Origin of the sequence: Chitinophaga sp. CF418 (assembly GCF_900142925.1) — a bacterium.
GTDB lineage: Bacteria > Bacteroidota > Bacteroidia > Chitinophagales > Chitinophagaceae > Chitinophaga.
On the sequence record NZ_FRCN01000002.1, the window covers coordinates 536,901 to 551,825 of the forward strand.

Here is a 14,925-nt window from a genome sequence, read left to right on the forward strand (position 1 = left end):
TATGGGTTGGGGCCATATCCTAATGACTAGCGAATACCATCATTAATAATGGCCGGAAATTTCCGGCCATTATTACTCTTTTTTACCCTGTAGTCTTCTGATATTTTATATCAGACAATTGCCATCAGAAATTACTGTGCGCTGCTTTTCAGGATGTTACCGATAGCGATAACGCTGTCTTTACCAGCTTTGAAGTATACTTTAGAGAATGCACTTATTTTCACTGCACTATCATAGTTGAACTTACGTGTCTGTCCGTTTACAACAACAGACTTAACCTTGTTCCAGATCACTTTTGTAGCTTCAGCACCATTACCAGGAATAGTATCCTTTAACAGGGTATCAATGGTAGGTGATGCAACAGAACCGCCGATCAGGAAGAAAGGATGTTTTGTGTCTTTGGTAGAAGCTTTCAGAGTGATAGACAGGTTAACACTGCTATCAGCATTTTCAGTCAGCTTAACAGTACCTACCTGAGTAGCATCTGTAGCGCTTTTGGTCAGCTTGTATTCTTTAGAACGTGTAACTGGTGTTACTGGATCGTCATCATCGCTGCAAGCTGCAAAAGTAATACCCATAGCAAGGGCTAATGCTCCCACTTTAAGAGCATGTTTTTTAATCGTAAGCATGGTTTCCGTTTAATTTGAATTAATAGAAAATAGGTTTCCGTATTTAGTACAATAAATTAGTTTCTCAGCGCTGATGCAATTGTTAAACGGAGATGGTCTTGAAAAGTTACAGTGATTGTAAAAAAATTATTTAATGTGTTTTAGGCAATCAATGAATTGCTTATCCGTATTGTGTTTGAGACCAATAAAAAAAGTCTTGAAAAGGGATATGTGTTGCCACACCAGCTAAAAAAATAAGGCGGAATTAAAAAACATTTTACCTTTGTGTCCTACAATGACAGGCCATGAAAATGTAATTTAATATCCGGTACTTCCGGATATGCCCGCAGCCCTCTTTTTGATGTTAACAGGTACAGATCTGTACCGGCAATTTCATTTTTAATTATTTAATAGTTTTCTATATGCGAGATACACAGGCCAATTCCCGCCTGGGCAAGGTATTCCGGTTGTTTGTTATGGCAGTATCAGGCACGGAAAAAGAGTTCACAAGCGGTAATATTAACCGTGCTATTTTTTTATTATCAGTACCCATGATCCTGGAAATGGTGATGGAATCACTTTTTGCAGTCGTGGATATTTTCTTTGTCAGTAAACTGGGTAAGCATGCCATCACTACAGTTGGATTAACAGAATCCATGATGACATTGGTTTATACTGCAGCATTCGGACTGAGCATGGCTGCTACGGCGGTGGTAGCACGTCGTACAGGTGAAAAGGATAGCGATGCAGCCGCACATACTGCTGTGCAGTCGCTATATGTAGCGCTGGTGCTGGCATTGGCTATTGCTGTAACAGGGATCATACTGGCTCCTGATCTGCTGGCGCTAATGGGCGCCTCTAAGGATGTGATTGATAACGGTCACATATATACGCGTATCATGCTGGGAAGTAATCTCATCGTGATGCTGCTCTTCCTTATCAATGGTATTTTCCGGGGTGCAGGAGATGCTGCTATCGCCATGAGATCGTTGTGGATAGCGAATATCCTGAATATCCTGTTATGTCCTTTGCTGATCAATGGTCTGGGGCCCATTCCGGCATTGGGTCTGAAAGGTGCAGCACTGGCTACTACAATAGGCCGTGGTATAGGGGTATGTTATCAGCTGTACCGCCTCTTTGGAGGTAAGGGCCTGATCCGTATCAGCAGCCGTCATATACGCCCTGATATAAGCGTGATCTGGAAAATACTGAAGATAGCGGCGGGAGGTACCGCACAGCTGCTCATCAATACAGTCAGCTGGATATTCCTGGTGCGCCTGATTGCCCGCTTTGGGGAAGACGCGGTAGCTGGCTACACCATCGCCATAAGGATCGTTATTTTCACACTGCTGCCTGCTTTTGGGATGGCCAATGCTGCAGCAGCCCTGGTTGGACAGAATCTGGGCGCCGGTCAGCCCGAGCGGGCGGAAACATCCGTATGGAGAGCGGCATTCTTTAATATGGTGTTCCTGGGACTGATATCCATCTTTTTCTTCCTCGCAGCCAGGCCGGTAGTGATGATCTTTACAAGTGAAACGGCTATTGTGTTACAGGCAGCAGAATGCCTGCAGCTGGTAAGTATAGGGTATATCTTTTATGCATATGGTATGGTGCTGTCCCAGTCTTTTAACGGGGCTGGAGATACGCGTACTCCTACCTTTATTAACCTGGTAGGCTTCTGGATGTTGCAGATACCGCTGGCCTGGATACTGGCCGTAAACTATAATATGGGCCCGGCCGGTGTTTTCTGGGCTATAGCCATAGCAGAATCCTGTATAGCAGTAGCAGCTATCGTTATATTCCGGAAAGGATGGTGGAAGCGGGTAAAAGTTTAGTTACATTTGCGCTGTTTTGCAAACTAACTAAAACTCAATAAAAAAGAATACGCATGTCGCTAACTGTTGTAGGTTCTATGGCGTTCGATGATATAGAAACGCCCTTTGGTAAATCAGGCCGGATCGTTGGTGGTTCAGCCACATTCATAGCATGGGCCGCTTCCAATTTTATAAAGCCCATCAACCAGGTTTCCGTAATTGGTGGTGACTTCCCGCAGGAAGAACTGGACGCGCTGGGTGCCAAAGGTGTAGCTTTCGATGGGGTCCAGGTGAAGAAAGATGAAAAATCCTTCTACTGGGCTGGTAAATATCATATGGACATGAACACCCGTGATACGCTGGCTACAGAGCTGAACGTACTGGGTGAATTCCAGCCTGTAATACCCGACAGTTACCAGGGAAGCGAATTCCTGATACTGGGTAATCTGACACCACAGGTACAGCTGTCTGTAATAAAACAGATGAAAACAAGGCCTAAACTGATCGTAATGGATACCATGAACTTCTGGATGGAAGTAGCCATGGACGATCTGAAAATAGTGCTGAAAGAAGTAGATGTACTCCTGGTAAATGATGCCGAAGCCCGTCAGCTGACCGGCGAAGTATCCCTGGTAAAAGCTGCCCGCAAGATACTGACAACCATGGGACCTAAATACCTGATCATTAAGAAAGGTGAACACGGTGCACTGCTGTTCCATGAGAACCATGTATTTTTTGCACCCGCGCTGCCACTGGAAGATGTATTTGACCCAACCGGTGCTGGTGATACCTTTGCTGGTGGTTTTATCGGTCACCTGGCTAAAACAAAGGATATCTCTTTTGAGAACATGAAAACTGCCATCATCGTAGGTTCTGCTATGGCTTCCTTCTGTGTGGAACGTTTTGGTGTAGGCCGCCTGCGTGAGATCTCCCATGAGGATATCAGCACCCGCCTGGAACAGTTCGTACAACTGGTAAACTTTGATATTGACCTGATCTAGTCAGGAACAGGCTATAAAAGAAAAGCATCAGTCCCGGAGGCTGATGCTTTTTCTTTTATACTATAACCCATTATTATTTGTAGATCTGATTCAGGATGGCCGCGAGTCTTAAGCCTCCTTTCAGCAGCTGGCTATTCAGGTCGTTGATAAACCAGAAATTATAACGGTAGCTCAGTTTGTCATTGGCATGCGTCAGTGAATATACTTTGCCTGACAGCTGGTTAGATTCAAACATCCAGTCAGCTACGGTACCCCCCTGATATTTCTTTACAGTTGCAGCAGTAGCAGTATCCAGCGCCTGTGTATATTCTGTATAACTGAGTTGCTGGAATTCTATGAGGTGCTCATCCCATACCCTGTGCAGGTTGGTTTGTTTATCAAACCACATTACCTGGATCTTGTTGCCACCCTGATCCTCATCGCGGCCTGCATGTAATGGCTGATGCATATCTCCTATCATGTGGATAAGGAAGCTCAGGGCAAATACTTTATCCTCTTTTGAAGTGGCCGGATCTTTCAGTTTTTTGATCAGCTCATTAGTTTGTGCATATAGGTTATCTCCTGTAGCGTGTGCCTTTATTACTTCGTCAAATTGCTGGCGTGTACAGTTGGCAGGAAAATCGAGGTAGTGCCAGGGAGAAGTATGATCATACCGGTGCGTAGTGTCTGACTTGATAAAATCAGGCCAGTTGGCAACCATCGCCATGCTCTGGGAACCAAGTAAAGCATAGATGGCTTTCCGCGCCTGAGGACTTAAGTGATGGCTGGCGATCTCGGCTACCACACGGTGACCGGTAACGCCCCAGGCAAAGCCTGACATGGGCACAAGCAATAGCATACCCATTAGAACATGGTAGAGTTTTTTAAGCATAATACATGAGGTGGTTAATAAGTCTTAATAAGTGAGTAAAGGTGAGCCAGATTTTTCAAATGAAAAAGCACAGTCTATTAATTTGTACATTTGATAACGCTATAATTTAGAATATGCCCTTTAAGATACATGCACCATATGCCCCCGCAGGCGATCAGCCGGAAGCCATCCGCCAGTTAGTAGAAGGATTACAGGATGGAGCGCCCGCACAGACATTACTGGGGGTAACAGGATCCGGAAAAACCTTTACTGTCGCAAATGTTATTCAACAGGTACAGCGCCCCACCCTGGTGCTGACTCACAATAAAACTCTGGTGGCACAGCTGTACGGAGAGTTCCGTCAGTTCTTCCCGGATAATGCCGTGGAATATTTTGTGTCTTACTACGACTACTATCAGCCCGAGGCTTATATGCCGGTGAGCGATACCTATATAGAAAAGGACCTTTCCATCAATGAAGAGCTGGATAAGCTCAGATTGAGGGCTACCACCAGTCTGCTGTCCGGAAGGCGGGATATAATAGTGGTGGCCTCCGTGTCCTGTATCTATGGTATGGGTAACCCAACGGATTATGAAAATGGTATTATCCGCCTGCACAGAGGACAGACCATTGGCCGGAATACGGTATTGCATGGGCTGGTCAACTCCTTATATACCCGGACTACCGGCGACTTCAACAGGGGTAACTTCCGTGTGCAGGGAGATACTGTAGACATCAACCTGCCTTATGTGGATTACGGCTACCGTATCACTTTCTTTGGTGATGAAGTGGAGGAGATTGAAAGTTTTGATGTACAAAACGGCAAACGTATAGCTACTATGGAGAATGCCGCCATCTTCCCTGCCAATCTCTATCTGGCGCCTAAAGACATGATGACCCAGATCCTTTTTGAGATCCAGGATGAGTTGCTGGCACAGGTGGAATATTTCCGGTCTATCGGGAAACACCTGGAGGCACAGCGTCTTTCAGAAAGAGTGAACTATGATCTGGAGATGATCAGGGAACTGGGCTATTGCAGCGGTATTGAAAACTACTCCCGCTTCCTGGACCGGCGTTCGCCTGGTACCCGCCCCTTCTGCCTGCTGGATTATTTCCCAAAAGATTTTCTCCTGGTGATAGACGAAAGCCACGTAACCATCCCCCAGATTGGAGGTATGTATGGAGGGGATAGATCCCGTAAGCTGACCCTGGTTGACTACGGTTTCCGCCTGCCTTCAGCGATGGACAACCGGCCCCTGAACTTCTACGAATTTGAGAACCTGGTGAATCAGGCCATCTTTGTTAGTGCTACTCCTGGCGAATATGAACTGAGACAGACGGAAGGTGTGGTGGTAGAGCAGGTGGTACGACCTACAGGACTGCTGGAGCCACCTATCGAAGTACGACCAAGCGTAAACCAGGTGGACGACCTGCTGGAAGAAATAGATAAACGTGTTGCCAACGGAGGGCGTGTGCTTGTTACCACCCTTACCAAACGGATGGCCGAGGAAATGGACAAGTACCTGCACCGTATTAATATTAAGTCCCGTTATATTCACTCCGAGGTAGATACCCTGGAACGGATAGAGATATTAAGAGACCTCCGTCTGGGTAATATCAATGTCCTTGTAGGAGTAAACCTGTTGCGTGAGGGGCTGGACCTGCCGGAAGTGACACTTGTAGCCATATTGGATGCCGATAAGGAAGGTTTCCTGAGGGATGAGCGCTCCCTGACGCAGACAGCAGGCCGTGCTGCGCGTAACGTGGAAGGGCTTGTTATCTTTTATGCTGACAAGATTACCGACAGCATGCAGCGTACCATTGATGAAACAGACCGGCGCAGGGAGAAACAGGTCGCCTATAATACGAAACATAAGATCACGCCAAGAACGGTGCTGAAAAGCAAGGAACAGATCCTCGGGCAGACTGCTGTGTTGGAAATCAAGCAGTTCGATGAAAACTCCCCATATGCAGTACATGATGAGGTAACACTGGTTGCTGAAGATGCAGTGGGTTATGCCAAACAGGAAGCTACTGTTGCCAAAACAATCCCTCAGATGGAGAAGGCAATTACAAAGGTCAAAAAGGATATGGAGAAGGCAGCCAAAGATCTCGATTTTATGGAAGCTGCCAGGTTACGTGACCAAATGTTCGCAATGCAACGTGAATTAGAAAGTATGAAGCAATAATACCGCAGTGAGGTCGATTTTTATGTCCTGGATCATAAAAATTACATTAATATATTTTTAATATATCGATAATATTCAACGACACTGTTCCATCCAACAAAATCAGCTTAATATTTATTAAGCTGATTTTTAGCTTATTATAGCATGTACATCTTAATTGCAGTAGCAACTACCTTCCCAATGTTAGAAAATTGTTAAATGTCCATCTCCGGAATTTATAAGTAGCTGATAATGTTTAGTTTATTAAACACCTGCCCCCCTTTTTGCCCTACCTCTAACTACAAAAAGTAATACTTATATTATTGCTAATTATAATATACTTGATGTTTAGGGCTATATCCCATATTTTTCTTCAATCATTTCTATTTTTTGCCTTTTCTATTTGATGAATTAAATATCCTTCATACTTTTATTGAAGAAATTTAAAATGTACTGCTATGAAGAAAACATCATTTCAAGATTATTTGCCCTTCCTTTTGCTGGCAGTTGTCGCGATAATTGCACTATTTGTCCCGGGGGAGCTTCCTTTTGCTGATCCCAAGGGTCAATACAATTCCGGTGACATTGCCTGGATACTGGTGGCATCCTGCCTCGTGTTTCTGATGACTCCCGGTCTGTCATTTTTCTACGGTGGTATGGTTAACCGTAAAAACGTGATCTCAACATTGGTACAAAGCTTTATCGCTGCCGGTGTGGTTAGTATCGTGTGGGTAGCCGTAGGGTTCAGTCTGGCCTTCGGTAAATCTTTGAATGGTGTGATCGGCGATCCTTCAACTTTCCTGTTTTTCAGAGGTGTGCCATCCGGTGAGCCCTGGTCTCTGGCAACTAGCATCCCTTTGCTGGTATTCGCCCTGTTCCAGATGAAATTTGCAGTGATCACTCCTGCTCTGGTAGTAGGCGCTGTAGCAGAAAGGATCCGTTTTACGTCTTATGTATTATTTATGGTGTTATTCAGCCTGCTGGTTTATGCGCCTATCGCGCACTGGACCTGGCATCCTGAAGGTTTCCTGTTCAAACTGGGGGTACTTGACTTCGCAGGTGGTACAGTAGTACACATCTCCGCTGGTTGTGCTGCACTTGCTGGTGTACTGGTACTGAAACGCCGTAAAGACCATATAGAAAAGAAAGAACTGCAACCTGCCAACATTCCTTTCGTATTGTTAGGTACTGGCCTGCTCTGGTTCGGATGGTTCGGTTTCAACGCCGGCTCCGCCCTGGCTGCTAACGGTCTGTCTGCTTCCGCTTTCGCTACTACCAATACTGCTGCTGCTGCTGCTGGTTTATCCTGGATCTTCTTCGATGTGATCCGTGGCCGTAAGCCTTCTGCACTGGGCTTCTGTATCGGCGCCGTGGTTGGTCTGGTAGCTATTACTCCTGCTGCAGGTTATGTGGGCATCCCACAGAGTATTATGGTAGGTTTTGCTGCTGCTATCGTTTCCAACCTGGTGGCTCATTACAAATCCAAAACCGCTATCGACGATACACTGGATGTATTCCCCTGCCATGGTGTAGGTGGTATGGTCGGTATGCTGCTCACTGGTATCTTCGCCAGCAAGAACGTAAATGGTGCTATCAGCGATGGCCTGTTCTATGGTGGCTTTGAGCTCTTCAAAAACCAGGTGATCGGATTAGTGATCGTAGTAGTATACAGCTTCGTGGTTTCCTATGGTATCTTCAAGCTGATCAACCTGATCCACCCGCTGCGTGTAAGCGATGAAGAAGAAGCACTGGGTCTGGATGCTACACAGCACAACGAACAGTACCATCCTGCTTTGATGAGTGTAGCCGACAACGGTGCACTGAAAGAAGAGCAGCTGGTTCACTAATCGCATAAAAAATATTTACATAGTTTGACACCCAAATGTTAGAATAGCTAATAATCGAACTGGGAAATAAAAAACCGTAAACAGTATTTTATTTTATCAACCAGAATTACTTTATCAACCAATATCTGTAGTATTCCATGTAGATGCCTTTCCCGGTTGATTATTAGCTATTCTTTTCTCTCCCGTTATTTCCGGCTATAGAACAGCGAGCATAAAAGAAACGATTCGCACACACCATTTTTATCAACCAAATTTCCTTGCATGAAAAAAGTTATATTGGTAGCATATGCTGCCTGTCAGGCGCTTATTGCGCATTCCCAGACTGCTGCTGATACAACTAAAGCCCCATTGGTTAAGCTTTCCGGCTCTGCAGACGTCTACTATCGTTACAATTTCAATGGTAATAACACCGACAACAAAACAAGCTTCACAAACTCTCACAATAGTTTTGAACTGGGAATGATCTCGCTCAAAGCCGAACATGAATTTAAAAAGGGAAGTATAGTGGCAGATGTTGGCTTTGGCAAAAGGGCAGCTGAATTTTCCTATAACGAAACAACCGATAAGACTAACACCGCAGAGGTGGTTATCAAACAACTATATGTAGGTTACCAGGTGCTGGACAAACTGAAGGTCAGCATGGGAAGCTTCGGCACCCATGTAGGATATGAACTGCTGGACGCTTACCTGAACAGGAACTATAGCATGAGTTATATGTTCAGCAACGGTCCATTCTTCAGCACCGGCGTCAAGGCAGATATCACTATCAGTTCCGCATGGACAGCTATGATAGGCGTCTTCAACCCGACTGATTTCAAATCCGCTTCCTGGACTAACAATAAATATATCGGTGCGCAACTGGGATATTCTTCCACCAAGGCGCCCCTTAAATTATATCTGAACTACCTGGAAGGCAAGGACACCAGCGGTATCCAGAACCACCAGATAGATTTTGTCGCTACCTACCAGGTAAACAGCGTACTGGGCCTGGGTTATAACGGAACTGTCAGCACATACAACAATACCCGGGACAAAGAAGGCATTGAAAGTGCAAAGCAATGGTGGGGATCTGCCTTATATGTTAACCTCGATTTCAATGAAAAGGTAGGTCTGACCGTACGAGGTGAGTACTTCGATGACAAGGATGCCTTGAAAACCTTTAGCGGTACAGATGGCGGTAATGTGCTGGCAGGCACACTTTCCCTGAATTATAAGGTGGGTAATCTGACTATTATACCGGAATTCAGACTGGATAAAGCTTCTGTGGATATCTTCCACAAGAAATCCGGCACCCCGGTGGGTACATCTCCCAGTGTATTACTAGCCGCTACATATCATTTTTAAGCAGAAACATCCTGCTGCGTTATGCTCTTCTTTCCGGCCCGCGGGTCCGGAGGGAAGGGCATAGGCTATTCTTATTACTGGGTAAGGAAAATAATTTTTTTATTTTGTGAGCAAAACTGATTACATGCTGCAACCCCCCACGTTGAAGTTTTTAAAGTTATTGAGCAAGAATAATAATAAGGTCTGGTTTGACGAACACAAGTCTGATTACCAGAAGGCGAAAGCCGATTATGAAAGTGTGGTACAGCAGATCCTGGATGGTTTATATAAACAGGACCCTGCTATTGTAGGTTTACAGGTGAAGGATTGCACTTTCCGTATATACAAGGATGTCCGTTTCTCAAAAGATAAAACGCCTTACAAAACCAATATGGGTGCAGCTTTTGCACCTGGTGGACGTAAAACGCCGCGTCCGGGGTATTACTTCCACCTGGAGCCGGGAGGCAATAGCTTTGCCGGAGGTGGCCTGTGGATGCCTGAGGCCGATGCGCTGAAAAAGGTCAGGCAGGAAATAGATTACAACTTTGAGGAATTCCAACAGATCATCTCCAATAAAGAATTCATCCGCTATTTTGGTAAAATAGAAGGGGAATCCCTGAAGACTGCGCCGCAAGGTTACCAGTCGGACAATCCAGCTATCGCATACCTGAAATTGAAAAGCTTTACGGTATGGCATCACATTTCCGACGAAGCCGTTATACAGCCTGCACTGGTAAGAGAAATACTGAAAATATTTGCTGTAATGCAGCCCTTTGTCAAGTTCATTGACAGAGCGCTTTATACGGAATAGTCAGGTAATATTTCGGGGTGAAAATAATATCACAGGTCACTGTCTGTCATCACAGATGGGTAAAGCCAACAATGCACCCTGAAATTACGCTGTCATCTGCCGGATACATATACGCCGGTATACATATTTTGCCGGCAGATGATTACAGCTCAATAAGTTTTAACGGGTTAGTTCTTGTGGATCAGGAATTCGAATGGTCTTGCCTTGCGGTTCTTTAACAGATTTTCTTTATCTGTTTTAGTGTGCGCAAAACGTTGATTATACACGTTGGCAACCTCAATAATCGGGATTATGCCGTCCAGTGTATCATGTTGATCCACAATGTTCATGATGCGGGACACCTGTGAAGAAAAATTAGAACTCCACTCTTCAGTAAATTTGTGCATCAGTAGCAGCTCGCGATTGGCGTTGGTTTTCATAGGACTTAAGGGTGTTTACGGATTTGTGAATTTTAGTTCTTCGGCTTCTTACTTTCTTAAAAAATGACTTTTATGGAATAAGTAAGTTGGCATAGGATTATTGATACCAAAATTGGATTTTATCTAGCAGAAAGCAATACTACTTCTGTGTAATTTTTGTCAAAGTGATACTTATTTCTCCTCAAATTGATACTAAAAGAGCAAGTGTAACGACACTTGCTCTCTTTTATTGTAGAAAATCGTTTATTCGTTCGCGAAAAGATCCTTTTAAGGGTCAATCCGGTCCTTAAATGTTGTCACTCAGATCCATTTCTGTGCATGCAGGTACTCCGCTATCTGAACAGCGTTGGTTGCAGCACCTTTACGCAGGTTATCTGCCACGATCCACATATTCAGGGTCTTTTCCTGTGTTTCATCACGACGAAGACGGCCTACAAACACTTCATCCTTCTCATGTGCATCTTTCGGCATCGGATACAGCTGTTTGGAAGGATCATCCACCACGATTACACCAGATGTTTTCTCCAGTATCGCACGAACGTCAGCCAGTTCATATTCTTTATCGAAGGCAACGTTCACAGATTCACTGTGACCGCCTATTACTGGTATACGTACAGTTGTAGCTGTTACGCGGATGTTTTCATCTCCCATGATCTTAATGGTTTCTTTCACCATCTTCATTTCCTCTTTCGTGTAACCGTTATCGAGAAATACATCGATCTGTGGGATCACGTTCAGGTCTATGCGATGCGCATAGGCTTTTTCTCCTTCCACACCCTTACGCTCATTCATCAGCTGATCTACCGCTTTTACACCGGTACCTGTTACTGATTGGTAAGTAGATACCACCACACGATTGATCTTGTACTTCTCATGTAAAGGATTCAGCACAAGCACCATCTGAATGGTAGAGCAGTTTGGATTGGCAATGATCTTATCTTCCGGTGTCAATGTCTTACCATTGATCTCAGGCACCACCAGTTTTTTGGTGGGGTCCATTCTCCATGCAGAAGAGTTGTCGATCACAGTAATACCTGCCGCTGCAAATTTTGGCGCCCATTCCAGGGAAGTACTGCCACCAGCGGAGAACAGCGCAACATCCGGCTTCATGGAAATTGCCGTATCTGCATTCACCACCTTATAAGGCTTACCCTTAAATGTTACTTCCTTACCAACAGACTTCTCAGACGCCACGGGAATCAGTTCTGTAACCGGAAAATTTCTTTCGGTCAATACTTGTAACATTTTTGAGCCTACCAGCCCGGTAGCTCCTACTACGGCAACTTTCATTGTTTTTACATTTTAAATTTTTGGAAATGCAAATTTAACACAACCTGTGCGGTTTTCAATGTATAAGCCAGAATCATAGAAATTCACTAAATTTCTGGCTAAACCAACCTACTTTTTTAGACATGCGTATTTCCATTGTTTGTGCATGCCTGCTCCTGCAGGCCTTATTCTCATTCGCACAAGTGAGAGAACAATTTGATTATCAAAGCATTAATGACGCAGTTTCCTGGAAAGGCACAGATACTGCCTGGCGGATAGAAAATGGCCGTCTGAAAAGCCATTTGCAGCGGCAAAGCAGTAGTTTCCATATCGCTACGCCATCCTCACTGGCCCGCAATGCAATATGGGAATGGTGGCTGCAACTGGATTTCAACACTTCTTCCCTTAATTATGTGGACGTCTTTCTTACAGCAGATAGCGCAAACCTGCAGGGAACCGGCGTCAGAGGGTATTTTGTCCGCATAGGCAATACAAAAGATGAAGTGTGCCTGTACAGGAAAGACGGCAGCGCAGCACCCGTCCTGCTGATAGACGGCCGTGACGGGATCACCAATCATACTTCCACAAAACTGAAGATCAGAGTGACCCGGAAGGACAATGAGTGGGAACTGTGGGTCGATGAAAAGGCCGATGGTACTGCTTTTGCCCGCGAGGGTACTGCCACTGATCATATGTATAATACTTCGCATTTCATGGGATTTGTGGTACGTCAGTCTACTGCATCCTTCTTTGGGCGCCACTATTTTGACGATGTGTTGATCACGCCTATCGTAACAGATACAACACCGCCTGCCTTAAGCTCATATCACCTGCGCGATAACCGTACGCTCACATTATGTTTCAGTGAAACGCTGGATAGCGCTATTCTCTCCCGGCCGGAACATTTCCGCTTATCTGTTCCAGGTAATGCGCCTGACAGCATCTGGCAGGATAGCAGCCGGCCTTCCTGTCTGCATGTACAATTCCAGAATGTTTTTCCCAACGGCGACAGTTGCCGTTTGTTTATGGATGGAGTAAGGGACCCTTCCGGGAATGTCATGGAGCCGGCTACAGTGGCCCTTTTGTATTATACCAGCAGTGGTTATGACGTACTTATTCACGAATTCCTGCCAAGAGCTTTGCGTTCCGCCGGTTTATTACCTGCCCGCTTTGTAGAACTGAAGAACAATAGCCCTTATGGCTTACAACTGAAAGGCTGGCAGATCGGGAATAGCAGCCGGGAGGCCTCCTTGCCGGAATACCTGCTGCCGCCCGGAGGTTTACTGGTGGTCTGTGATAAAGGAAATACTGACCTGTTCCCCGCTGACATCCCCATCCTGGGTATCAGCAGTTTTCCAGCCCCTGGCGATAGTGATATCATCACACTGCGCAATGACAATGGAAACCTGGTACATGCCGTCGCCTATGACCGTAGCTGGTATGGCAATCCGGTAAAGGAAAGAGGTGGTTGGAGCCTGGAAATGACTGACACTAACTGGCCCTGTGCGGGTAGCAGCAACTGGAAACCGTCTACCGCTCCACAAGGTGGGACTCCCGGCAGGCCCAATACTGTAACGGGAACAGGGGCAATGCCTCCTCCGGTGTTGCTGGTAAAGGCTTTCCCGCCAGATACCATGACGGTGAACCTGTCGTTCAATGGTATTATGGATAGCCTTGAAGTGACAGCGCCGGCGCATTTTGAGTTCGGGCCTTCATTGCCGGTTGCTGGTATCACTGCTCATCCTCCCTTGTTTAATAATATATCTGTTAGCCTGACAACTCCCTTGTTACCCAACACCGTCTATACAGTGGCGGTATCTGGTATAAAGGATTGCACGGGTCAGGAAGTGACCACTGCCGGTGATATCGCCTTTGCCCGGGTCAGTACAGCGGATAGCTTTGATATCGTGATCAATGAAATATTATATGATCCTGTTTCCGGTGTGCCAGAATTTGTCGAGATCTATAACAGAAGCCCGAAAGCGGTGGACCTGTCCCACCTGTACCTGGCCAGAAGGAAAGAGGATGAACAGCTGGACGCCCCTGTCGCCTTAGGCGAGCAGGCTTTGTTATTACTATCCGGCGGCTACGCTGTCTTTACCACAGCACCACAGGCCTTGTGTACATATTACGATTGTCTGCAGGCGGCAACTATTTATAAAATAAACCTGCCTGCCTTAATAAATGAAGAAGGTACGATTGTACTCTTAAATGAGAGTGGGCAGATATTAGATGAACTGCATTATTTTGACAAGATGCATATGGCATTAGCTGACAATACCCGGGGTGTTTCCCTGGAACGTTTGCAGCCGGACGGGCGTACACAGGATAAGTATAACTGGCACTCTGCCGCGGCCGCTGTGAAATATGCCACCCCGGGCTATCGTAATTCGCAGCAACTACCGGTTGTAGAAGTGCAAGGCGATCTGACGGTGCAGCCAGCCGTTTTTTCTCCTGACAATGACGGCCTGGAAGATCTTGCCGTAGTCAGATATAATTTTCCAGGGCCGGGTTATATTATAAATGTCACGATTTTTGATGCAGAGGGCAGGCCGGTAAGATACCTGGAAAAGAACACCTTATTGCCGGCCTCAGGATATATGACCTGGAATGGCCGGGGAGAATCGAACCGCGAGCTGATATCAGGAATATACGTCATCTTTGCGGAGGCTTTTAATGCCGAAGGAAAGGTCAGACATTGGAAATTGCCTATAGTACTGGGAAGAAGGTAGATTAGTTGATTATGTCAAAAAAAAAGCTTGATCGGGGCAATTATTAATAATAATTAAGCCGGCAGCCGGATTCCAATTTGTCG

The 14,925-nt window shown here is 45.6% G+C and carries 11 protein-coding genes; 7 read left to right on the top strand and 4 right to left on the bottom strand.

Translation table 11 applies throughout. The features are described 5' to 3' along the window. Positions 1-131 precede the first annotated feature (131 nt). Positions 132-629 carry a hypothetical protein gene (locus F3I09_RS06755; protein WP_149694278.1) on the bottom strand — a complete coding sequence of 166 codons (498 nt, stop codon included), beginning with the start codon at positions 627-629 and terminating at the stop codon, positions 132-134. Between the two features lie 401 nt (positions 630-1,030). Between F3I09_RS06755 and F3I09_RS06760 the strand changes: the two genes are divergently transcribed. Together F3I09_RS06760 and F3I09_RS06765 are read left to right on the top strand one after the other, a co-directional pair. Continuing rightward, on the top strand, positions 1,031-2,443 hold the full coding sequence (locus F3I09_RS06760; RefSeq protein WP_149694279.1) for an MATE family efflux transporter: 1,413 nt from the start codon (positions 1,031-1,033) through the stop codon (positions 2,441-2,443). A 53-nt stretch (positions 2,444-2,496) separates the two neighbouring features. After that, positions 2,497-3,423: a PfkB family carbohydrate kinase gene (locus tag F3I09_RS06765; protein ID WP_149694280.1), complete on the top strand. Its 927-nt coding sequence runs from the start codon at positions 2,497-2,499 to the stop codon at positions 3,421-3,423. A gap of 73 nt (positions 3,424-3,496) precedes the next feature. Here F3I09_RS06765 and F3I09_RS06770 read toward each other — a convergent pair whose 3' ends face one another. Next, entirely contained in the window at positions 3,497-4,294 is a 798-nt protein-coding gene (locus F3I09_RS06770; RefSeq protein ID WP_149694281.1) for a S1/P1 nuclease, read from the bottom strand. Positions 4,295-4,407: 113 nt separating this feature from the next. On the opposite strand from F3I09_RS06770, the gene uvrB reads away from it, so the two are divergent. The 4 genes from uvrB (at position 4,408) to F3I09_RS06790 (ending at position 10,422) form a co-directional block, all read left to right on the top strand. Further along, positions 4,408-6,462 (top strand): excinuclease ABC subunit UvrB, encoded by a 2,055-nt coding sequence (gene uvrB / locus F3I09_RS06775; RefSeq protein WP_149694282.1) that lies wholly within the window; start codon positions 4,408-4,410, stop codon positions 6,460-6,462. Between the two features lie 437 nt (positions 6,463-6,899). Then, positions 6,900-8,288 carry an ammonium transporter gene (locus tag F3I09_RS06780; protein ID WP_149694283.1) on the top strand — a complete coding sequence of 463 codons (1,389 nt, stop codon included), beginning with the start codon at positions 6,900-6,902 and terminating at the stop codon, positions 8,286-8,288. A 261-nt stretch (positions 8,289-8,549) separates the two neighbouring features. Continuing rightward, positions 8,550-9,632, top strand: coding sequence for a porin (locus F3I09_RS06785; RefSeq protein WP_149694284.1), 1,083 nt, complete (start codon positions 8,550-8,552; stop codon positions 9,630-9,632). 124 nt (positions 9,633-9,756) lie between these two features. After that, entirely contained in the window at positions 9,757-10,422 is a 666-nt protein-coding gene (locus F3I09_RS06790; protein WP_149694285.1) for a DUF2461 domain-containing protein, read from the top strand. A gap of 167 nt (positions 10,423-10,589) precedes the next feature. Here F3I09_RS06790 and F3I09_RS06795 read toward each other — a convergent pair whose 3' ends face one another. Next, the gene (locus F3I09_RS06795; RefSeq protein WP_089829114.1) at positions 10,590-10,841 is read right to left on the bottom strand and encodes a hypothetical protein; all 252 of its coding nucleotides are present in this window, start codon (positions 10,839-10,841) and stop codon (positions 10,590-10,592) included. A 300-nt stretch (positions 10,842-11,141) separates the two neighbouring features. Beyond that, positions 11,142-12,131 (bottom strand): aspartate-semialdehyde dehydrogenase, encoded by a 990-nt coding sequence (locus F3I09_RS06800; protein WP_149694286.1) that lies wholly within the window; start codon positions 12,129-12,131, stop codon positions 11,142-11,144. Positions 12,132-12,253: 122 nt separating this feature from the next. Between F3I09_RS06800 and F3I09_RS06805 the strand changes: the two genes are divergently transcribed. Beyond that, on the top strand, positions 12,254-14,842 hold the full coding sequence (locus tag F3I09_RS06805) for a lamin tail domain-containing protein (protein WP_149694287.1): 2,589 nt from the start codon (positions 12,254-12,256) through the stop codon (positions 14,840-14,842). The last annotated feature ends 83 nt before the right edge of the window (positions 14,843-14,925 follow it).